This window comes from Microbacterium testaceum, from assembly GCF_020781835.1.
Taxonomy (GTDB): domain Bacteria; phylum Actinomycetota; class Actinomycetes; order Actinomycetales; family Microbacteriaceae; genus Microbacterium; species Microbacterium testaceum_H.
Window position 1 is genome coordinate 39,121 of sequence record NZ_JAJGNJ010000007.1, and the last position, 19,764, is coordinate 58,884.

Consider the following 19,764-nt stretch of genomic DNA (forward strand, 5'->3'; position numbering starts at 1 on the left):
CGATCGTGTGCTCTCGTCGCGGCTACTCGGCGGCGCGGACCTCGGCGCGCAGGGCGCGCAGACGCTCGCGGAGGGCGCGGTCGGCATCCCAGCCGTGCTCGCGGGCGAGTTGCACGAGCGCGAGCAGTGCATCCCCGAGCTCGGACTCGTCGGACGGAGCCAGCGGCCCACGGCCCGCGGTGACACCGACCTGGGCCGCCTTGCCGAGCACCTTCTGCGCGAGCGCGAGCGAGGGCATGTGATCGGAGACGCCGTCCAGCACGCTCGTGCGCTCACGCTTCTCGGCGGCCTTCGCGGCATTCCAATGCACCAGCACCTCTTCCGGGGTGGATGCCACCGCATCGCCGAACACGTGCGGGTGGCGGCGCACCATCTTCTCGGTGAGACCGCGCGCCACATCGTCGATGTCGAACGGGTCGTCGGGGTCGCCGGCGGCGATCTCCGCGTGGAAGAGCACCTGCCACAGCAGGTCGCCGAGTTCTTCCCGCAGGTCGGCCCGCGTGCCGGACTCGACGGCGTCGATCACCTCGGCGCTCTCCTCCACGAGGTACGGCACGAGATCCCGGTGGTCGATGGTCTGCGTCCAGGCGCAGCGCGCACGCACCGTGCGCATCGTGTCGGCGGCCTCGCGCAGCGCGTCGTCGCTCACGGTCCCTCCTTCTGCGGCATCCGTGCACCGCTCGTGCCGAGTATCCCCCGCCGCAGGTCTGCACCCGGCTGTTCGTGGACAGAACGAAGGAGATTCGGGATGCCGCACCCCGGCCGACGCGAAATCCTGCGGCATCCGCGTCCGCCTCGCGGAGATTCTCCTGCGTTGTGTCAACGCGACGGGGTGGAAGGGCCCCGCGTGATCTGGCCGCAACGTGACACAACTAATCTGGGGCGTGTGCGTGAACTGACCCCGACCGAGGCCATCGACCTCGTGGGCCGCTTCGAAGCCGGCCAAGAGCTTCCCGAGCAGATGCGCGCCGATGTGCGCCTGCTCGGCTCGCTGCTCGGCCGTGTCCTGCGTGAGAGCGGCTCGCCCGGCCTGTACGACGACGTCGAGAAGCTGCGGACCGCCACGATCCAGGCCTACACCGACGAGACGCCCGAGGCGTTCGAACGGGCCGCGGCGATCGCCGACGGTTTCTCGATCGCCCGCGCCGACGAGGTGGCGCGCGCGTTCACGGCCTACTTCCACCTGGTCAATCTCGTGGAGGAGCACCAGCGCGTGCGCGTGCTGCGCGAGCGCGGCGATCGTCCCTCGCGCGGCGGCACCCCCGACACCATCGCCGCGGCGTTCGAGCGTCTCGCCGGCGAGGTCGGTGAGGAGACCGCTCTGTCGCGCCTGCAGTCGCTGCGGTTTCACCCGGTGTTCACCGCCCACCCCACCGAGGCACGCCGGCGCGCCATCTCGACCAGCATCCGCCGCCTGTCGGAGCTCCTCGGCGAGCACGACGCCGCCGCCGACAACGTCGGCGAGACCCGCCGCACCGAGCGGCGCATGCTCGAGGAGATCGACACACTGTGGCGCACCGCGCCGCTGCGCCGCGAGAAGCCGTCGCCTGTCGACGAGGTCCGCTCGGTCATGGCCGTGTTCGACGAGACGCTCTACACCGCCGTACCGCGGGTGTACCGCCGCATCGACGACATCCTCCAGGGCGAGGACGCCGGTGCCAAGGCTCCCATCGTGAAGCCTTTCGTCCGCGTCGGCTCGTGGGTCGGCGGCGACCGCGACGGGAACCCGTTCGTCACGGCATCCGTCACCCGCAAGGCGGCGGCGATCGCGAGCGAGCACGTCCTGCTGGGCCTCGAGCGCACGACCCAGCGCGTCGGCCGCGGCCTGACCCTGGATGCCGAGACCACCCCGCCGAGCGACGCGCTCCTCGCGCTGTGGCACCGTCTTCGTGCCGCCGACGAAGATGCCGCCGCGGAGATCGCCGAGCGCTCCCCCGCCGAGCCGCACCGGCGCATCCTGCTGCTCATCGCGCGGAAGATCGCCGCCACGCGCACGCGCAACGCCGACCTCGCCTACCGCGACCCCGAGCATCTGCTGGCCGACCTGCGCACCGTCCAGGACTCCCTCGTCGCCGCCGGGGCGGCGCGCCAGGCCTACGGCTCGCTGCAGCGCCTGGTGTGGCAGGTCGAGACGTACGGCTTCCACCTCACCGAGCTCGAGGTGCGCCAGCACTCCGCCGTCCACAGCAAGGTGCTCGACGAGCTCCGCGCCGGCGGCGAGCGCAGCGAGCTGACCGACGAGGTGCTCGAGGTGTTCCGCTCGATCGCCTACGTCCAGGAGCGCTTCGGTCCCCGCGCCGCGGGCCGGTACATCGTCTCGTTCACGCAGTCCGCCGAAGACCTGGCCAACGTCCACGAGCTCGCGTCGTACGCGATGGGCCCGGGCGAGAAGCTCCCGGTGCTCGACGTCATCCCTCTGTTCGAGACGTTCGCCGACCTGCAGGCGGCCCCCGGCATCCTGGCCGAGATCGTCGAGCACCCCGCCTTCGTCGCTCGACTGGATGCCACCGGCCGGCGCCTCGAGGTCATGCTCGGGTACTCCGACTCGTCCAAGGACGTGGGCCCCGTCGCCGCGAACCTCGCGCTGTACGAAGCGCAGGCGAAGATCTCCACATGGGCCGAGGCCGAGGGCATCGAGCTGACGCTCTTCCACGGCCGCGGCGGCGCCCTGGGCCGCGGTGGCGGACCGGCGAACTCCGCGATCCTCGCCCAGCCCCCGCATTCCGTCGACGGCCGCTTCAAGCTCACCGAGCAGGGCGAGGTCATCTTCGCCCGCTACGGCGACCCCGACATCGCGATGCGCCACATCGATCAGGTCGCGGCGGCCGTTCTCACGGCATCCTCCCCCTCGATCGAACGCCGCAACCGCGGCGCGGCCGAGGCGTTCGCCGACGTCGCCGCCACGATGGACGTCGCTTCGCGCGAGCGCTTCTTCGCGCTCGTCAAGGCGCCCGGGTTCGCCCCGTGGTTCGCCACCGTGACCCCGATGGAAGAGCTCGGCCACCTCGCGCTGGGTTCGCGCCCCGCCCGCCGCGGACTCTCGGTCGAGTCGCTGGAGGACCTGCGAGCCATCCCGTGGGTTTTCTCGTGGACGCAGGCGCGCATCAACCTCGCCGGCTGGTTCGGCCTCGGCACGGCCCTCGACGCCGTGGGCGACGAGCAGCGGCTGCGCGAGGCGTACGAGCAGTGGCCGCTGTTCCGCACCATGATCGACAACGTCGCCATGAGCCTGGCCAAGGCCGATGCGCGCATCGCCCGCCGGTACCTCGCCCTCGGCGATCGCGACGACCTCGCCGAGCTCGTCATGGACGAGATGCTGCTCACGCGCTCGTGGGTCGAGCGCATCACGGGCGGCGCGCTCCTGGAGAACAAGCCGGTGCTGCAGCGCGCGGTGAAGATGCGCAGCCCGTACGTCGACGCCCTGTCCCTGCTGCAGCTGCGCGCGCTGCGGGCCCTCCGCGACACCGGGTCCGACAGCGCCACCCCGGATGCCGAGCACCAGCGTCTGCTGCTGCTGTCGGTGAGCGGCGTGGCCGCGGGCCTGCAGAACACCGGCTGAGCGGCGACCCGTTCGCGATCGGAGCGCCGACGTCCTTCGGGGCGTCGGCGCTTCGTCGTGTCCGGCGGACGGCCGCCTCGGCGCTCACCGTCGTGCAGCGCGACGGCACACGCGCCGGCGCGGGGGCGGGGGCTCAGGCGCGGCGGGTGGGATGCCGGGGACCGGCGCCGTGGATCAGTCGAGCCGGCGATCGTCGGCGTGACGGGAGAGGCTGCGGCCGTACCGCTCGGTCAGCTGCACCATGAGGTCGGGCGTTTCGCGGTCCAGACCGAAGACGTACCCGGGGAAGTCGAGGTCCTTCTGCGCGGCCCAGATCTCCTCGTGACGGTCGGGCGAGAGGAGCCGGACGGGATCGCCGACGGCGACCCAGCCGATGGGTACGACGGTCTCCGCCGGAAGGACCGTGCGCAGGTGCACGACGGCGTTGATGCGCACCTCGGACCGGGCGCCGATCCGGGCGCCGTTGAAGATGCGCGTGCCGGTCGCCAGGAACACCTCGTCGCCGATATCGGCTCCCGCCACACTCGCCATCGGCCCGATGAGGGTGTGCGCGCCCACGTGCACCGCGTGCGCGGTGCTGGCACGCACGAGCGCGTTCTCCATCACGATCGTGTGCGCGCCCAGAACGACAGGGCTGCCCTCGGAGGTGAGGACGGCGCCGTGGAGCACCTGGCATCCGGGCCCGATGGTGACGTCGCCGCTGACGACCGCGGTGGGGGCCACGACCGCGTCGGGGTGGATGCGGGGCTCTGCCCCGAGGTGAGCGAAGCGCATGAGCGGCGTCCTTCCCGTCGGTGCCCGCCAGCGTAGCTGCGCGATCGGTCGTCGGCGAGGTCAGTCGCGGTCGTACGCGAAGACGTCGTCGATCGCGACACCGAACTCGGCGGCGATCTGGAACGCCAGTTCGAGGCTCGGCGAATAGCGCCCCTGCTCGATGGCGATGACCGTCTGGCGTGTCACGCCGAGCCGCCGGGCCAGTTCCGCCTGGGTCATCCCCGAACGGTCACGATGGTCACGGATCGCGTTGGTCACGCGCGTGGGCTTGGCCATCACGGCAGGCCCCGGCGGTAGAGGGCGAGTCGGGCCATACTGCCCACCACCGCCGAGAGCGCGAAGCCGGCGTACACGGCGTTCGCGATCCAGAACCACGGCGCCTGCACGGCGCACAGCACGAGCGCGGCGAGCCCCCCGAACACGAGGAACGCCTGACCGACGCGGTCACCCAGCGCGGCGATCTCGCGATCGCGCACGTCGGAGCGATGGTCGGTCTCGGGATCGCGGCGGGACTGGACGACGCCCCACACGATGCTGAGCGCGATGGCGGCGACGATGGCGGCGAGGATCGTGGATGCCATGGGCCAGACCCAGTCGATCCGGTCCACGGGGGTGTCGCGCGCTGCCAGCAGCATCCATACGGCGTAGACGACTATGCCGGGGACACTGGCGATCAGCCCCGCCCAGGTGTTGCGTTCCTCGAACGACATCCCATCCTCCGTGTAAAGAAAATTTGACATTTCGACCCTAGAACCGGCACCATCCGATGTCAAGAATCTTTGACACAGGAGTTACCATGGACATGAACGCCGCCGTCGTCCACCGCTACGGCCCGCCCGAGGTCGTCCGGATCGAACGCCGTCCGCGGCCGCGCCCGACCGGCGCGGACGTCGTCGTCGAGGTCGCCGCCACCTCGGTCACCAGCGGCGATGCTCGCATCCGCGCCGCGCGGTTCCCCGCGGGCTTCGCCGTGCCCGGGCGCATCGCCCTGGGCCTGCGCGGCCCCCGCCGCGCCGTGCTCGGCATCGCCCTGTCGGGGCGTGTGGTCGAGACGGGACCGAAGGCGACCGGCCTACGCCCCGGCGACCGCGTGTGCGGGATGACGGACATGCGCATGGGTGCTCACGCGCAGTACGCCGCCGTCCCCCGCGATCGCCTCGTCGGCATCCCCGATGAGGTCGACGACGACCGGGCCGCCGCTGTCCTGTTCGGGGGAACCGCCGCCCTGTGGTTCCTGCGCGACCGCGCCCGCGTGCGACCCGGCGAAAGCGTGCTCGTGGTCGGGGGCAGCGGTGCGGTGGGCAGCCACGCGGTACAGATCGCCCGCGCGCTCGGGGCGGAGGTGACGGCCACCGCGCGCGCCGAGAACACCGACCTGCTCACGCGACTCGGCGCCCATCACGCGATCGACCGCTCCGCGACGCCGCTCACCGACCTCGGCGAGCGGTATGACGTCGTCTTCGACACCGCGGGCGTGCTGCACTCGGCGGATGCCTCGGCCCTTCTCTCCCCCTCCGGGCGTCTGCTGCTGGCTGCGGCCACCCTCGGCGAGACGGTCACTGCCCGCGGACGCGTCATCGCCGGAACGGCTGGCGCCGGTCGCGACCTCGTGAGCGATCTGGTCGACCGGGTCGCCGAGGGGACGCTGACGCCCGTGATCGATGCCACCCTGCCGCTGGACCGGATCGCCGAGGCGCACGCGCGCGTCGACTCCGGCCACAAGGTGGGCACCGTCCTGGTGCATCCGTGACATCGGGGCCGTCGCACTCGTCGGCGCGCTCAGCCGCCGGCCGCGGCACCGGTCCGGTCAGACCGAGGCCGCCTCGGACACCTTGTCAGCGGGCAACGGCCAGAGTGCGTCGAGCAGCTGACGCACCCACGCGATGAGGTTCGCGTCGTCGGCGTCCTGCGGAAGCGGAACGACCATGGCATCCCCGTTCGCCACGAGCTTCGCCTTCGGGTACAGCCGCTGCAGGCGCACGCGCATCGAGTCGGCGAGGTCCGCGGGCGCGATCCGCAGGTTCGACCCCATCGCCACCACGTCGGCGAGACCGGCCTGCGCGGCGCGGCGACGCAGGCGCGCGACCGCGACGAGACCCTCCACCTCGGCGGGCGGCTCGCCGTACCGGTCGCGCAGCTCCTCGACGACGAGGTCGATCGCGTCGTCTGCGGCGGTCGCGGCTGCCGCGGCCGACAGCTTCTGGTACGCCTCCAGGCGCAAGCGCTCGCTGTCGATGTAGGTCTCGGGGAGGCGCGCGTCGACGGGGAGCTCCAGGCGCAGCTCGGTCGGGCCGTCGGTGTCCTCGCCCCGGAAGGTGGCGACCGCCTCGCCGATCATGCGCAGGTACAGGTCGAAGCCGACGCCCGCGATGTGACCGGCCTGCTCGGCGCCGAGGAGGTTGCCCGCGCCACGCAGCTCGAGGTCTTTCAGGGCCACCTGCATGCCGCTGCCGAGGTCGTTGTTGACCGCGATCGTCTCGAGACGGTCGGCCGCGGTCTCGGACAGGGGCTTCATCTCGTCGTACAGGAAATACGCGTAGGCCCGCTCGCGCCCACGACCGACGCGTCCGCGCAGCTGGTGCAGCTGCGACAGGCCGTACTTGTCGGCGCGATCGATGATGATCGTGTTGGCGTTGGCGATGTCGAGGCCCGTCTCGATGATCGTGGTCGACACGAGGACGTCGGCGCGGCGTTCCCAGAAGTCGTCGACGACCTGCTCCAGCTGGTGCTCCCCCATCTGACCGTGCGCGACGACGATGCGGGCCTCGGGCACCAGCTCGGCGAGGTGCGCCGCCACCCGCTGGATCGACGACACCCGGTTGTGCACGTAGAACACCTGACCCTCGCGCAGCAGTTCGCGGCGGATGGCGGCGGCGATCTGCTTGTCGTTGCGGGGCCCCACGTAGGAGAGGATCGGATGCCGGTCCTCCGGCGGGGTGGCCAGGGTCGACATCTCACGGATGCCGGTGACGGCCATCTCCAGGGTGCGCGGAATGGGCGTGGCGCTCATGGCGAGGATGTCGACGTTCGTCTTGAGCTTCTTCAGCGCGTCCTTGTGTTCGACACCGAAACGCTGTTCCTCGTCGATGATCATCAGGCCGAGATCCTTGAAGATCACTTTCTCGGTGAGGATGCGGTGCGTGCCGATGACCATGTCGACGGTGCCGTCGGTGAGCCCGGCGATCGTGTCGCGCGCCTCTTTGTCGGTCTGGAACCGCGAGAGAGGACGCACCTTGACGGGGAAACCGGCGAATCGATCGGTGAAGGTCTCGAGATGCTGCTTGACCAGGAGAGTCGTGGGCACGAGCATCGCGACCTGCTTGCCGTCCTGGATCGCCTTGAACGCGGCGCGCACCGCCACCTCGGTCTTGCCGAAGCCGACGTCGCCCGAGAGCAGGCGATCCATCGGGATGGGCTTCTCCATGTCGGCCTTGATCTCGTCGATCGTCTGCAGCTGATCCTGCGTCTCGGCGAACGGGAAGGCTTCCTCCAGTTCGCGCTGCCACGGAGTGTCCGGCCCGAAGGCGTAGCCCTTGGCCGCCATGCGGGCGGAGTACAGCTTCACCAGTTCGACGGCGATGTCGCGGACGGCCTTTCGCGCGCGTCCCTTCGCCGCGGCCCAGTCGCTGCCGCCCATCTTCGACAGCACGGGCGCTTCACCACCGACGTACTTCGACAACAGATCGAGTTGATCGGTCGGCACGAAGAGCTTGTCGCCGGGGTAGCCGCGCTTGGACGGGGCGTACTCCAGGACGAGATACTCCTTGGTCGTCTTGACGGCGTTGCGACCGCCGCTGGAGACCTCGCGACGCGTCAGCTCGAGGAACTTCCCGATGCCGTGGGTGGCGTGCACCACCACATCACCGGGCTTGAGTTGCAGCGGGTCGACGACGTTGCGCCGACGGGAGGCGAGCTTCTTCGCCCCGCGGTTGTCGCCGCCGACGGAACGGCCGTAGAACTCGGTCTCGGTGATGACCGCGAACCGCGTCTCGGTCAGCTCGAAGCCGCGCTCGAGAGTTGCACACACGACATGCGCGACACCCGGCTCGGGCGGCGACAGCACGGTGTCGACCCGCCGCGCGGCGATCCCGCGTTCAGCGAGCACGTCGCGCGCGCGGTCCACCAGGCCGGGCCCGGATGCCGTGATCACGACGCTCCATCCGTCGGCGAGGAGCTGACCGACGTGGGCGGTCGCTCCGTCCACGTTCCCCTGGAACGACGGCACCGGGTCGGCCTTCACCCGGTGGGCGGACTCATCGGCGACGACGAGGCCCTCCGCCTCGGCATCCGCCGCGCCCGAATCGAATGCGCTCAAGCGCCACCAGACACCGCCGCGGCCGCTGGCGATCTCGTGCAGGTCGTCGAGGGTGACGAAGTCGCCCGCGCCCAGGTCGACCGGGGTGTCGGCACCGGCGGTGGCGGCGGACCAGGCGGCCTCGAGGAATTCGCGGTTGGTGTCGCCCAGCGTCGTGGCACGTGCGAGCGAACGCTCCGGATCGACCAGGGCGACGGCGCTCCCCCCGGGCAGGTAATCGACGATCGTGGTGAGATCGTCGATCAGCACCGGGATGAGCGACTCCATGCCCTCGGCAGGGATGCCCTCCGCCATCTTCTCCAGCAGCTGACGAAGGCCCGGATATCCGTCGCGCAGTTCGGCGGCGCGCGCGCGGACCGCCGGGGTCAGGAGCAGCTCCCGGCTCGGCACGAGCGAGACCTCGGTGACCTCGCCGGGGAGAGAGCGCTGGTCGGCGACCGAGAAGGCGCGGATCTGGTCGACCTCGTCGCCGAAGAACTCGACACGGTAGGGGTGATCGGCCACCGGTGGGAAGACGTCCAGGATCCCACCGCGCACGGCGAACTCGCCGCGGCGGGAAACCATGTCGACGCGGTGGTAGGCCAGCTCGACCAGACGCGTGATGACGTCGTCGAGCTCGCGGCCGCGCCCACCGATGCGCAGCTCGACCGGCTCGACGTCGCCGAGGCCCGGGGCGAGGGGCTGCAGGGCGCTGCGTACCGACGCCGTGATCACCAGCGGCGTCGTGCCGTCCCACGCGGCGATGCGTCGGAGCACGTCCAGTCGGCGGCCCACCGTCTCGGGGCTCGGGCTCAAGCGCTCGTGCGGCAAGGTCTCCCAGGCCGGGAAGTGGAGGACCTGTGCGCCCGGGAGCACGGCATCCAGGGCGGGGCCGAGCGATTCGGCACGGCGGCCGGTCGGGGCGACGACGAGGACCGCGCCGGGTGCCCCCGAGCTGCGTCGATGTTCGAGAAGCCCCGCGATCACGGGCGCGTCGAGCCCGTCGACGACGGAGAGAGACAGATCGGAGGATGCCGCCGCGGCGGCCTCCCGGTACGACTCAGCCTGCTCGAGGGCGCGCACGATCCCGGGAACTGTCACTCGACACATCCTACGCGGGGGCGCCGACACCGGCTCCGGACGAGCCTCCCTCAGCCTCGAGCGGAGTCCTACAGTGGGGACATGACCTCGCCCAGCGCGCCCGGATTCGCTGCTCCGCACACGGCGCCGCCGGTCGGCACGCTGCGGGAGCCTCCGGCGGCGCCGGCCCGCCGACGGCCGCTGGGCGCGATCGCCCTGGTCCTGTCGATCCTCGCCGGGATCGTGGCATCCGCCGTCGCCGGTTTCGCAACGTTCCGGGTCGTCCGCGGAGCGGGAGCGGAGTTCCTGGCGCGCGGCGGCGAGTCGGTGGACTGGCGTCTGCTGTCGCCGGTGCGGGACTTCGTCCTCCTGGCCGAGGTCGCCTTCTGGTCGGGGACGGTGCTCGGCATCGCCGCTCTCGTGATGGGCATCGTGGCGACCGCTCGCAACCTCGGCCGCGGGACCGGCATCGCCGCCATCGTCCTCGCGGCGCTCGGACCGTTCGTGTTCGCGGCGCTGGTGTTCCTGGCGCTCACCGCGGGAGCGAGCGCGTTCGTGAGCGGCGGCGGCACGTCCGTCTGAGCGCCCTACCGGCTCACGGCTCGATCCGTCCACCCCGTACAGCAGATGCAGGGTCGGTCCCTACGCTTGCCGCGACGAGGGCGCCACGTGCCCTCGACGACAAGAGGAGGACACCGTGAGCAGCACACCGCCGCCCCCCGAGCCGTACGACACCCCGCCCGCCGGCCGCGCCGACGCCGCGCAGGGTGGATACGCCGCGCCACCCGCGGGATACGCCGCACCGGCGTCGCCCGCGGCATCCGGCCGCCCGAAAGGCTCGAGCCGGCTCGGCCTCATCGCCTTCGTCGTGTCGCTCGTCGCCATCGTGATCGGGTCGATCCTGGCAACGCTCGGCGGCATCCAGAGCGGCGGCCTCGCGCAGTTCGCCGAGTACACCGACGGCACCGCGACCGTCGACCCCGACACGCTGCCGCCCGAGGCCAATCAGATGGGTCTCGCCGCCGGTGCCCTGGTGGTGTCGGCCTTCCTCGTGTGGGGCGTGCTCGCGCTGTGGGGCTTCATCCAGGGCATCATCGCGGCGGTCAAGTACCGCGGCCGCGGGTGGGGCATCGCCGCGATCGTCCTCGCCGTCATCGGCGGCGGCATCGTCTTCGCCTTCTTCCTCGTCGGCGTGGGCATCGGAGCGGCACCCTACGCGACCTGATCCGCGTCGGCGCCGAAACCGCGCGTACTATCGCGCGGATCCACGCACGAGAGCCTCGGTCGTCGACCGGGGCTCTTGCGCATGCGGTTGAACCGCGCGCGTCGTGCCGGGCAGTCTCGGGCGTGCGCGACGGAGCACCCGGCGGCGGCGGCTACCCCTCCTCCGCAGCCCCCGGGCAGCGCCGTTCATCCACGGATCGCTTCCTTCGCGCGCCGTCGCAGACGGGCGATCGGCGCGGTGCGGCGGCCGATGATCCGGCTCGAGCCGCCGACCGAGGACTCACCGCGGCGCGTGGAACCGTTGCTGCGCGGCGAGCAGCCCCTCGTCGACGACGGTCTCGACGGCATCGGCGGCGTCCGACACGAGGATGGGCAGGGTCTCGCGCTCCTTCGCCCCGAACGGATCGAGCACCCAGTCCGCCGGATCCTGTCGCCCCACGGGCCGGCCGATGCCCACGCGCACGCGAGGGAACTCCGGTGTCCCGAGCGCTTTCGCCACGTCGCGAACGCCGTTGTGACCGCCGTGCCCGCCGCCGACTTTGAGCTTGATCGTGTCGAAGGGGATGTCGAGCTCGTCATGGACGACGACGACGCGCCCCGGGTCGACGGCGTAGAACCGCGCGAGGCCGGAAACAGGACCACCCGAGACGTTCATGAAGCTGTTCGGCTTCGCCAGGACCAGCTTCGCTCCGCCGGGACGCACCCAGGTCTCCACGACGCGAGCGTTGGCCTTATGTGCGCGGAAGGACTCCCGTCGCCGGGCGGCGAGCTCGTCGACCACCATCTGACCGATGTTGTGCCGGGTCGCCTCGTACCGGGGACCCGGATTGCCGAGACCGACGATCAACCAGGTGTCCGCCATGGCATCCATCCTTCCGGATCCGCGCGCGGACCCTGACATGAGAAACGAGGGGGCGTGATGCACGCCCCCTCGTCGATGGCGGACCGCTCACGCGGTCCGCAGCGATCAGTTCTCGCTGTCCTCGGAAGCGGCCTCGGACTCCTCGGACTGCTCCTCGGCCACCTCGGCGTCGGCCTCGGCGATCTCCTCCTCGGCGGCGATCGTGTCCAGCGGCACCGAGATACCCACGATGAGGGTCTCGGGCTCGGTCACGAGCGCGGCACCGGCCGGCAGGACGAGGTCGGCCGCGGTGATCTGCGTGCCGTCCTCGAGACCCTCGACCGAGACCTCGACGTTCTGCGGGATGTGCGTCGCCTCGACCTCGAGCGAGACAGCGGTGTTCTCGAGGTTGGCGATCGTGCCGGGGAACGGCTCGCCGACGACCGTGACGGGCACGTCGACCTGGACCTTCTCGCCCTTCTTCACGACGAGGAGGTCGATGTGCTCCACGATCTGGCGCACCGGGTCCTTCTGGACGTCCTTGACGAGCGTGAGCTGGCTCTTGCCGTTGATGTCGAGGTCCAGCAGCGCGTTGGCCCGACGGATCAGGAGCGACACCTGGTGGCCCGGCAGCGCGACGTGCTGCGGCTCGGTGCCGTGACCGTAGATGACGGCCGGGATCTTGCCGGCGGCGCGCAGACGGCGGGCGAAGCCCTTGCCGAAGTTCTCGCGCACCTCGGCGACGACCTTGTTGTCTTCCGACATGTTGTTCTCCTCGCGGGCACGGGTCCCGCAGCTTGTGAGCGGACGGAGTCCGCGCGTATGTGGTCTGGATTCGACTCGAACGCGAGCGCGTGAGGAAAGCCGGGAGCCTGCATCACCGCGTCGATCACGGATGCCGCGCGCACCCGCCGGGCGCACGACGACGCATCCCTCGCCGAAGTTCCCAGGAAGTCTACCAGCGACGCCCCGCGCATTTCGACCCGTCCGCCGGGCTCCGCGCATCGCCCGGGTAGGATCTCCGGAGGCCCATCGACCGGGAGGAACAACATGGACAGCGACTTCTTCTCTCACGTCGTGCTCTGGACGATCGGTGCCATCACGCTGATCGGCGGCGTAGGCGTGGTCGGCGCGCTCTTCTCGCTCGGCCGCAACGCCAACTACAACAAGCACTGACCAGCCCTCGAACGCGCACCGCAACGGCGCCGGCCCCGCGAAGGGCCCGGCGCCGTTCGTGTGCGCGGGGTCAGAGCGCGAGGAGCACCTTCCCGGACGCGTCCGAATCCTTCGCGGTGGCGAAGGCGGACGCCGCATCCTCGAGCCGGAACTCGTGCGTGATGGCCGCCTCGATGCCCGGCCGCTCCGCCAGCAGATCGATCGCCGCGTCGATCTCGTCCGCGAAACGGAAGCTGCCGAGATAGCGCACCTCTTTCGCGATGAAGGGTGCGAGGTTCAGAGAGCGGTCGGCGTCGGGCAGCATGCCGACCTGCACCACGGTTCCCGCGGGCCTGACCGCTCGAAGAGCCGCCGAGATCGACTGCGGCACGCCCGAGCATTCGAGCACGACGGAGAATGCGCTCTCGTCGAGATCCTCCGCCGAGACATCGACGGTCGCGCTCGCCCCGAGCTGCCGCGCCCGTGCGAGCGGCCCCGGCAGGACGTCCGTCGCCGTCACCCGGGCGCCGGCGGCGGCGGCTGCGGCCACCGCCATGAGGCCGATGGGGCCCGACCCCGTGACGAGCACCCGCTCGCCCTCCACCGTCCCCGCCTTGCCGAGCGCGTGCAGCGCCACCGCGAGCGGTTCGGCCAGCGCGGCCCGCCGGACGGTCACGCCCTCGGGCAGCAGCCTGACCATGCCGCGCTCGACGACGAGGTACTCCGCGGCGGCACCCTGGGTGTGCGGCCACGTCGAAGCGCTGCCGAGGTACGACCCGCCCGACCACAGATGGGGATCGTTCTCGATTCCCGGGCGCGGCTGTCCGAAGCGCGCCGGGTGGACCGTCACGGGCGTGCCGGCCGGCCAGCGGCCCGACGGGTCGTGGTCGACCCGGCCCGAGACCTCGTGACCGGGGATGAGCGGCTCGCGCACGACGAAAGCGCCGTTGGCCCCCTGGAAGTAGTAGTGCAGATCCGAGCCGCAGATGCCGACGAAGTCCACGCGGATCCGTACCTGATCGGGCCCGACCTCCGGGACCGGGACGTCGCGGACCGCCGATTCGAGCGCGGCGTCGATGAAGAGTGCGTGCATGCCTGTCGTCCTCCCGTCAGACGACGGCGGTCATTCCGCCGTCGACGAAGATGTTCTGGCCCGACACGAAGCTCGAGGCATCCGACGCCAAGAACAGCAGCGCACCGTCGAGCTCGGCGAAGTCGCCCCATCGGCGCGCGGGCGTGCGCTGCGTGAGCCACGCGGTGAACTCCGGGTCGTCGACGAGGTCGCGGTTCATCTCGGTCGCGAAGTACCCCGGAGAGAGGGCGTTGACCTGGATGCCGTGTCGGGCCAGGTCCGCTGCCATCCCCGCCGTCAGCTGGGCGACACCGCCCTTCGCCGCCGAATAGGGCGCGATCGTCTGCCGCGCGAGCCGCGCCTGGACCGAGGCGATGTTCACGATCTTCCCCGAGCCGCGCGCAACCATCGCGGGGGCGACGAACCGCGTGACGTAGAACACCCCGGACAGGTTCGCGGCGATCAGATCGTCCCAGTCCTGGACTGCGAACTCGTGGATCGGAGCCCGGCGCTGCACGCCGGCGTTGTTGACGAGGATGTCCGGCACACCGACCTCGTCGATCAGGTGCTCGAGACGGTCCTGGGTCGCAGCGGCATCCGTCACGTCGAAGACGACGGAGGCGGTGTCGCGGCCCGAGATCTCGGCGAGCTCGCGACGCGTGGTCTCGACCGCGTCCCGGTCTCGACCGTGCACGACCACGCGCGCGCCCGCACGGGCCAGAGCGGTCGCGAGGGACCGCCCCAGGCCGCGGGAAGAGCCCGTCACCAGGGCCAGACGGTCCGTGACGTCGAACAGAGAAGTACTCATCGCTCTCCCGGCGGTCAGACGAGGGCGCCGAGGCCGAAGACCAGCAGCGCGGCGAGGAAGCCGAGCACCGACTCGATCGCCTGCTGCACCGTCCAGGTCTTCAGCGTGGTCTTGACGTCCATGCCCATGAGGCGACCGACCAGCCAGAAGCCGGAGTCGTTGACGTGGCCGGCGAACACCGAACCCGCGGCCGTGGCGAGCGTGATCGCCGCGATCTGCACGGGCGAGAAGTCCCCCGCCGCGACCGCCGGCGCGGCAAGACCGGCGGCGGTGACCAGCGCGACGGTCGCCGAGCCCTGCGCGAGGCGCAGCACGACGGCGATGATGTAGGCCGCGAAGATGATCGGCAGGCCCAGGTCGCTGAGGCTGTCGGCGAGCGCGTCACCGATGCCGGAGGCGCGCAGCACGGCACCGAACATGCCGCCGGCCCCGGTGATGAGGATGACGGAGGCCACGGGCCCGAGCGAGGAGTCGACGACCTTCTCGATCGCCGTGCCCTTCTCGCCGCGGCGGAAGCCGAACACGATGGTGGCGACGATCACGGTGATCAGCAGGGCCACGGCCGAGTTGCCGAGCAGGATCAGCACCTGCACCCACGTGTCGTCCGCCGACACCGCGCCTGCGCTGGCGAGGGTCGTGAGGCCGGTGTTCAGGAAGATGAGGAACATCGGCAGCAGCAGGACGGCGATGACGGTGCCGGGCTTCGGGGGATTGGTCGGCTGGTCGTCGTCCATCTCGCCGAACAGCGCGGGCACGGGCAGCTGGATGCGCTTGGCGACGAAGGTGCCCCACAGGTAGCCCGAGACGTACCAGACGGGGAACGCGATGATGAGACCGACGAGGAGGACGATGCCGAGGTTCGCGCCGTACAGCTCGCTGGCGCTGACCGGACCGGGGTGCGGCGGCAGGAACACGTGCATGACGGAGAACGCGGCCGCCGCCGGCAGGCCGAACAGCAGCACGTTCGTCCGCGACACGCGACGCGCGATCGCGAAGATGATCGGCAGCATCATGACCAGGCCCGCGTCGAAGAACATGGGGAAGCCCAGGACCAGCGACGTGATGCCCAGAGCGAAGGGGGCGCGCTTCTCTCCGAAGATGCGCACGAACATCTCGGCGAGGGACCTCGCTCCGCCCGAATGCTCGATCAACCGTCCCAGCGTGGCTCCGAGGGCCACCAGGAGGGCCACGGTCCCCAGCGTTCCGCCGAACCCGCCGGTGAGCGTGCTCACGATCGCCGACACCGGGATGCCGGCGACGAAGGCGGTCACGAGCGAGACGATGATCAGGGCGAGGAAGGCGTGGACCTTCAGCCAGATGATGAGGATCAGGATCAGGGCGATCGCCCCGGCGGCGATGGCGAGCAGCGGCGCCGTCCCGAGTGTTTGAGTCCAGTCGTCCAAGGAGATCTCCGTTGATTCAAGATGGTCAGCGAGTCGTCGGCGCCTGCGCCGAGCGACTCCCGCCGAGAAGCGGTCGCAAGATCTTCACACAATGATCATATTTTTGACAAGATATGGTCGTACCTAAGGAGGGGTCATGGCCCGAGCCTCGCACGGCTCCGTCACGGACGCGATCGGCACACGGATCGCCGACGGCGACCTCGCCCCGGGCACGGTGCTGACGCTGGGTGGCCTGGAGAGCGAGTACGGCGTGTCCCGCACGGTCGTGCGCGAGGCGGTGCGGGTCCTCGAGGCGATGGGCCTGGTCGAGCAGCGCCGTCGCGTCGGCGTCACCGTCCGCCCTCCCAGCGCGTGGAGCGCCCTCGACACCCGCCTGATCGGCTGGCAGCTGGCCGGAAACCGTCGGGACCAGCTCATCGTCAACACCACGGAGCTGCGGGCGGCGATCGAACCCATCGCCGCCCGCCTCAGCGCGCAGCGGTCGAGCGACGTGCAACGCCGCGAGATTCTCCGCCTCGCGGACGAATTGGCGCGTCTCGGCGCTGAGGGGCGCGGCGACTCCCCGGAGTACCTCGAGGCCGACATCGCCTTCCACGACCTCATCCTCGTCTCCAGCGGAAACCTCATGCTCGCCGCCGCGCGGGCCCCTATCGCCGCCGCGATCGAGGGACGCTCCCTCCACGGCCTGACACCCGGGGTGCCCAATCCCGAGGCCCTCCACAACCACATCGAGACGGCGGCGGCCATCGGACGCGCCGACCCCGACGCCGCCGAGGAGCACACGCGCCGCTACGTCGCCGCCGTGCTCACCGAAGTCCGCCGAACCATCTGATCGACCCCTCCGCGACACCGCGCTTCACCGAAGAGAGAGCCCCTTGGTCACTACCGCCCCCGTCCTCGTCTTCATGGGCCCCGCCGGTACCGGCAAGTCGACCGTCGCGGGCATGCTCGCTGGGCGTCTGGGGTGGGAGTTCCAGGAGGGAGATGACCTGCACCCCGCCGAGAACGTGGCGAAGATGGCGGCCGGTCACGCGCTGAACGATGACGATCGGTGGCCGTGGCTGGACCGGGTCGCGGCGTGGATCGACGGTCAGATCGCGGCGGGCCGCCCGGGCGTCATCACCTGCTCGGCCCTCAAGCGCAGCTATCGCGATGTGCTGCGCCGCGACGGGGTCACCTTCGTGCTTCTCATGGGGGATCCCGCGCTCGTGCTCGAACGGCTCCTGCGTCGACAGGGGCACTACATGCCGCCGTCCCTGCTGACCTCGCAGTTCGAGGCCCTGCAGATGCCGGATGCCGACGAGCAGGCCATCCGCGTCGACCTCGACATGACCCCGCAGCAGCAGGTCGACGAGGTGGTCGCGCGCCTGCACCTCTCCCCCGGCGCCTGATCGGCACCGGACCGAGCCGATACAGTGGCGGGGTGCGCGACTCCCGCCCGCCCACCCTCCTTCCGCACGTGAACACGGAGCAACGAATGACGTCGACCCCCTCCCCGACCGGCCTTTCGACAGACCAGGATCAGGCGCCCCACGAGGCCGCCCAGCACCACGAGGGGGCTCCCGCTCCCGAGGACGTGGCCCGTCCGACCGCCGACGCCGACTCCCGCCCGGAGGGCGAGGGCGACGCCCGCGCGAACATCGGCGTGGTGGGTCTGGCGGTGATGGGCTCGAACCTGGCCCGCAACCTCGCCAGCCGCGAGGGCAACACCGTCGCGGTGTTCAACCGCAGCGCCGACAAGACCGAGCACCTGCTCGAGCAGCACCCCGAGGCGGAATTCGTCGCGTCGTTCTCGTATGAGGACTTCGCCGCGTCCCTGTCGCGGCCGCGCACGGCGATCATCATGGTCAAGGCCGGCCGCGCGACGGACTTCGTCATCGACGAGCTGGTGAAGGTGTTCGAGCCGGGCGACATCATCGTCGACGGCGGCAACGCCCTGTTCAGCGACACCATCCGTCGCGAGAAGGCCGTCCGCGAGACGGGGATCAACTACGTCGGCATGGGTGTGTCCGGTGGCGAGGAGGGCGCGCTCCTGGGTCCGTCGCTGATGCCCGGCGGCTCCGACGAGTCGTGGCAGACGCTCGGCCCGATCCTGCGCTCGATCGCCGCGGTCGCCGAGGGCGAGCCGTGCGTGACCCACGTCGGCCATGACGGCGCCGGTCACTTCGTGAAGATGGTGCACAACGGCATCGAGTACGCCGACATGCAGCTCATCGCCGAGGCCTACGACCTCATCCGTCGCGCCACGGGCAAGACGCCCACCGAGATCGCCGACGTCTTCGCCGAATGGAACCGCGGCGAGCTGGAGTCCTACCTGATCGAGATCACCGCCGAGGTCCTGCGCCAGACGGACGCCGAGACCGGCGAACCCCTCGTCGACGTCATCCTCGACCAGGCCGGCGCGAAGGGCACCGGCGCCTGGACGGTGCAGACCGCCCTCGATCTCGGCGTCCCCGTCTCGGGCATCGCCGAAGCGACGTTCGCGCGTTCTCTCTCGAGCCACCCCGAGCAGCGCGCGGTCTCGCGCGACCTGCCCGGCCCCTCCGGCACCGACCTCCTCGCCGGGGAAGACGCCGACGCGTTCATCGAACAGGTGCGTCTGGCCCTCTACGCCTCCAAGATCGTCGCCTACTCGCAGGGATTCGACGAGATCCGCGCCGGCGCCGCCCAGTACGACTGGAACATCGACCTCGGCGCCGTCTCCAAGATCTGGCGCGGTGGCTGCATCATCCGTGCGCAGTTCCTCAACCGCATCGCCGACGCCTACGACGCCGAGCCCGAGCTGCCCGTGCTGCTGACCGCCCCGTACTTCGTCGAGGCCCTCGGCCGCGCCCAGGAGGCCTGGCGCCACATCGTCTCGCTGTCCGCGGCCAGCGGCATCCCCGCCCCCGCGTTCAGCTCGTCGCTGGCGTACTACGACGGGCTCCGCGCCGACCGACTCCCCGCAGCGCTCATCCAGGGGCAACGCGACTTCTTCGGCGCGCACACCTACCGCCGCATCGACAAGGAGGGCACCTTCCACACCCTCTGGTCCGGCGACCGCACTGAGATCGAGGCCGAGGACACCCACTGACGACGACACACACGAAGCGGCGACGGGCACTGCTCGTCGCCGCTTCGGCGCTGTACGCGTCCGCCCTGTGGTGGATGACGCTGCGACCCGAGCCGTACGGCCCCCGGACGGCCGGCATCCTCCGGCGGGTCTTCGCGCTGCTGGCCGACTGGCCCGCCACGGCGTGGGTGACGTTCGACATGGTCGAGTTCTCGGCGAACATCGTGATGTTCGTCCCCGTGGGGTGCCTCGTCCTGGCCTGGGGCGGGCGCCCGTGGCAGGGCATCCTGATCGGGGTCGCGCTCAGTGCCGCGATCGAGATCACGCAACTGCTCGCGCTTCCCACGCGTGTCGCGGACGTGCGCGACCTCGTGGCCAACACGGTGGGGGCGGCGCTGGGCGTCCTCCTCATCGTCTCCCTCCGGCGAGCCGCCCGGGCTTCACAGCGAGCGCATAGCCGCCGCCATAGAAAGCTCATAGATACCGGCGCACAATGAATGCC

The 19,764-nt window shown here is 70.9% G+C and carries 19 protein-coding genes; 9 read left to right on the forward strand and 10 right to left on the reverse strand.

Annotated features, from left to right (window positions below; translation table 11 throughout):
• Window positions 1–22: 22 nt before the first annotated feature.
• The gene (locus tag LL239_RS11355; RefSeq protein ID WP_228163709.1) at window positions 23–613 is read right to left on the reverse strand and encodes a MazG family protein; all 591 of its coding nucleotides are present in this window, start codon (window positions 611–613) and stop codon (window positions 23–25) included.
• Between the two features lie 273 nt (window positions 614–886).
• Here LL239_RS11355 and LL239_RS11360 point away from each other — a divergent pair, with 273 nt between their 5' ends.
• Window positions 887–3,559, forward strand: a complete 2,673-nt coding sequence (locus LL239_RS11360) for a phosphoenolpyruvate carboxylase (protein WP_228163550.1) — start codon at window positions 887–889, stop codon at window positions 3,557–3,559.
• Between the two features lie 174 nt (window positions 3,560–3,733).
• Here LL239_RS11360 and LL239_RS11365 read toward each other — a convergent pair whose 3' ends face one another.
• Genes LL239_RS11365 through LL239_RS11375 form a run of 3 tightly spaced genes read right to left on the reverse strand, consistent with a single transcriptional unit; the run spans window position 3,734 to window position 5,043 of the window.
• The gene (locus tag LL239_RS11365; RefSeq protein ID WP_228163551.1) at window positions 3,734–4,333 is read right to left on the reverse strand and encodes a gamma carbonic anhydrase family protein; all 600 of its coding nucleotides are present in this window, start codon (window positions 4,331–4,333) and stop codon (window positions 3,734–3,736) included.
• A gap of 60 nt (window positions 4,334–4,393) precedes the next feature.
• Window positions 4,394–4,609: a helix-turn-helix transcriptional regulator gene (locus LL239_RS11370; protein ID WP_228163552.1), complete on the reverse strand. Its 216-nt coding sequence runs from the start codon at window positions 4,607–4,609 to the stop codon at window positions 4,394–4,396.
• Window positions 4,609–5,043: a hypothetical protein gene (locus LL239_RS11375; RefSeq protein WP_228163553.1), complete on the reverse strand. Its 435-nt coding sequence runs from the start codon at window positions 5,041–5,043 to the stop codon at window positions 4,609–4,611. Before LL239_RS11375 ends, LL239_RS11370 begins: the two co-directional genes overlap by 1 nt.
• 86 nt (window positions 5,044–5,129) lie before the next feature.
• On the opposite strand from LL239_RS11375, the gene LL239_RS11380 reads away from it, so the two are divergent.
• Window positions 5,130–6,083 carry an NAD(P)-dependent alcohol dehydrogenase gene (locus tag LL239_RS11380; RefSeq protein ID WP_228163554.1) on the forward strand — a complete coding sequence of 318 codons (954 nt, stop codon included), beginning with the start codon at window positions 5,130–5,132 and terminating at the stop codon, window positions 6,081–6,083.
• Window positions 6,084–6,140: 57 nt separating this feature from the next.
• Here the strand turns inward: LL239_RS11380 and mfd are convergent, their stop codons facing one another.
• Window positions 6,141–9,737 (reverse strand): transcription-repair coupling factor, encoded by a 3,597-nt coding sequence (mfd, locus tag LL239_RS11385; RefSeq protein WP_445241964.1) that lies wholly within the window; start codon window positions 9,735–9,737, stop codon window positions 6,141–6,143.
• A 72-nt stretch (window positions 9,738–9,809) separates the two neighbouring features.
• On the opposite strand from mfd, the gene LL239_RS11390 reads away from it, so the two are divergent.
• On the forward strand, window positions 9,810–10,289 hold the full coding sequence (locus LL239_RS11390) for a hypothetical protein (RefSeq protein WP_228163556.1): 480 nt from the start codon (window positions 9,810–9,812) through the stop codon (window positions 10,287–10,289).
• A 115-nt stretch (window positions 10,290–10,404) separates the two neighbouring features.
• Complete coding sequence (locus tag LL239_RS11395; RefSeq protein ID WP_228163557.1) at window positions 10,405–10,932, forward strand: hypothetical protein; 528 nt, start codon at window positions 10,405–10,407, stop codon at window positions 10,930–10,932.
• 279 nt (window positions 10,933–11,211) lie between these two features.
• On the opposite strand, the gene pth is transcribed toward LL239_RS11395, so the two are convergent.
• On the reverse strand, window positions 11,212–11,793 hold the full coding sequence (gene pth, locus LL239_RS11400; RefSeq protein WP_228163558.1) for an aminoacyl-tRNA hydrolase: 582 nt from the start codon (window positions 11,791–11,793) through the stop codon (window positions 11,212–11,214).
• A 105-nt stretch (window positions 11,794–11,898) separates the two neighbouring features.
• Window positions 11,899–12,537, reverse strand: a complete 639-nt coding sequence (locus tag LL239_RS11405; protein WP_228163559.1) for a 50S ribosomal protein L25/general stress protein Ctc — start codon at window positions 12,535–12,537, stop codon at window positions 11,899–11,901.
• A 285-nt stretch (window positions 12,538–12,822) separates the two neighbouring features.
• Here LL239_RS11405 and LL239_RS17830 point away from each other — a divergent pair, with 285 nt between their 5' ends.
• A complete protein-coding gene (locus LL239_RS17830) occupies window positions 12,823–12,948 on the forward strand; it encodes a hypothetical protein (RefSeq protein WP_267189184.1) in 126 nt (41 codons plus the stop codon).
• 70 nt (window positions 12,949–13,018) lie between these two features.
• Here the strand turns inward: LL239_RS17830 and LL239_RS11410 are convergent, their stop codons facing one another.
• The 3 genes from LL239_RS11410 to LL239_RS11420 are packed head-to-tail and all read right to left on the reverse strand — an operon-like array spanning window position 13,019 to window position 16,210.
• Complete coding sequence (locus LL239_RS11410; RefSeq protein ID WP_228163560.1) at window positions 13,019–14,020, reverse strand: zinc-binding dehydrogenase; 1,002 nt, start codon at window positions 14,018–14,020, stop codon at window positions 13,019–13,021.
• A gap of 16 nt (window positions 14,021–14,036) precedes the next feature.
• Complete coding sequence (locus tag LL239_RS11415; RefSeq protein ID WP_228163561.1) at window positions 14,037–14,807, reverse strand: SDR family oxidoreductase; 771 nt, start codon at window positions 14,805–14,807, stop codon at window positions 14,037–14,039.
• Window positions 14,808–14,821: 14 nt separating this feature from the next.
• Window positions 14,822–16,210 (reverse strand): GntP family permease, encoded by a 1,389-nt coding sequence (locus LL239_RS11420; protein ID WP_228163562.1) that lies wholly within the window; start codon window positions 16,208–16,210, stop codon window positions 14,822–14,824.
• Between the two features lie 136 nt (window positions 16,211–16,346).
• Between LL239_RS11420 and LL239_RS11425 the strand changes: the two genes are divergently transcribed.
• From LL239_RS11425 to LL239_RS11440, 4 genes are all read left to right on the forward strand, one after another.
• The gene (locus LL239_RS11425) at window positions 16,347–17,042 is read left to right on the forward strand and encodes a FadR/GntR family transcriptional regulator (RefSeq protein WP_228163563.1); all 696 of its coding nucleotides are present in this window, start codon (window positions 16,347–16,349) and stop codon (window positions 17,040–17,042) included.
• 43 nt (window positions 17,043–17,085) lie between these two features.
• Entirely contained in the window at window positions 17,086–17,601 is a 516-nt protein-coding gene (locus tag LL239_RS11430) for a gluconokinase (protein ID WP_228163564.1), read from the forward strand.
• A gap of 86 nt (window positions 17,602–17,687) precedes the next feature.
• A complete protein-coding gene (gene gndA / locus LL239_RS11435) occupies window positions 17,688–19,283 on the forward strand; it encodes an NADP-dependent phosphogluconate dehydrogenase (RefSeq protein ID WP_228163565.1) in 1,596 nt (531 codons plus the stop codon).
• Window positions 19,284–19,333: 50 nt separating this feature from the next.
• Window positions 19,334–19,759 carry a VanZ family protein gene (locus LL239_RS11440; protein WP_228163710.1) on the forward strand — a complete coding sequence of 142 codons (426 nt, stop codon included), beginning with the start codon at window positions 19,334–19,336 and terminating at the stop codon, window positions 19,757–19,759.
• The last annotated feature ends 5 nt before the right edge of the window (window positions 19,760–19,764 follow it).

What these genes read in the sequence shown, in the direction of transcription:
- LL239_RS11355 (WP_228163709.1), bottom strand. Translation starts at nt 613, where the DNA reads ATGCGCACGGTGCGTGCGCGCTGCGCCTGGACGCAGACCATCGACCAC.
- LL239_RS11365 (WP_228163551.1), bottom strand. Translation starts at nt 4,333, where the DNA reads ATGCGCTTCGCTCACCTCGGGGCAGAGCCCCGCATCCACCCCGACGCG.
- LL239_RS11370 (WP_228163552.1), bottom strand. Translation starts at nt 4,609, where the DNA reads ATGGCCAAGCCCACGCGCGTGACCAACGCGATCCGTGACCATCGTGAC.
- LL239_RS11375 (WP_228163553.1), bottom strand. Translation starts at nt 5,043, where the DNA reads ATGTCGTTCGAGGAACGCAACACCTGGGCGGGGCTGATCGCCAGTGTC.
- LL239_RS11380 (WP_228163554.1), top strand. Translation starts at nt 5,130, where the DNA reads ATGGACATGAACGCCGCCGTCGTCCACCGCTACGGCCCGCCCGAGGTC.
- mfd (WP_445241964.1), bottom strand. Translation starts at nt 9,737, where the DNA reads ATGTGTCGAGTGACAGTTCCCGGGATCGTGCGCGCCCTCGAGCAGGCT.
- LL239_RS11390 (WP_228163556.1), top strand. Translation starts at nt 9,810, where the DNA reads ATGACCTCGCCCAGCGCGCCCGGATTCGCTGCTCCGCACACGGCGCCG.
- pth (WP_228163558.1), bottom strand. Translation starts at nt 11,793, where the DNA reads ATGGCGGACACCTGGTTGATCGTCGGTCTCGGCAATCCGGGTCCCCGG.
- LL239_RS11405 (WP_228163559.1), bottom strand. Translation starts at nt 12,537, where the DNA reads ATGTCGGAAGACAACAAGGTCGTCGCCGAGGTGCGCGAGAACTTCGGC.
- LL239_RS17830 (WP_267189184.1), top strand. Translation starts at nt 12,823, where the DNA reads ATGGACAGCGACTTCTTCTCTCACGTCGTGCTCTGGACGATCGGTGCC.
- LL239_RS11410 (WP_228163560.1), bottom strand. Translation starts at nt 14,020, where the DNA reads ATGCACGCACTCTTCATCGACGCCGCGCTCGAATCGGCGGTCCGCGAC.
- LL239_RS11415 (WP_228163561.1), bottom strand. Translation starts at nt 14,807, where the DNA reads ATGAGTACTTCTCTGTTCGACGTCACGGACCGTCTGGCCCTGGTGACG.
- LL239_RS11425 (WP_228163563.1), top strand. Translation starts at nt 16,347, where the DNA reads ATGGCCCGAGCCTCGCACGGCTCCGTCACGGACGCGATCGGCACACGG.
- gndA (WP_228163565.1), top strand. Translation starts at nt 17,688, where the DNA reads ATGACGTCGACCCCCTCCCCGACCGGCCTTTCGACAGACCAGGATCAG.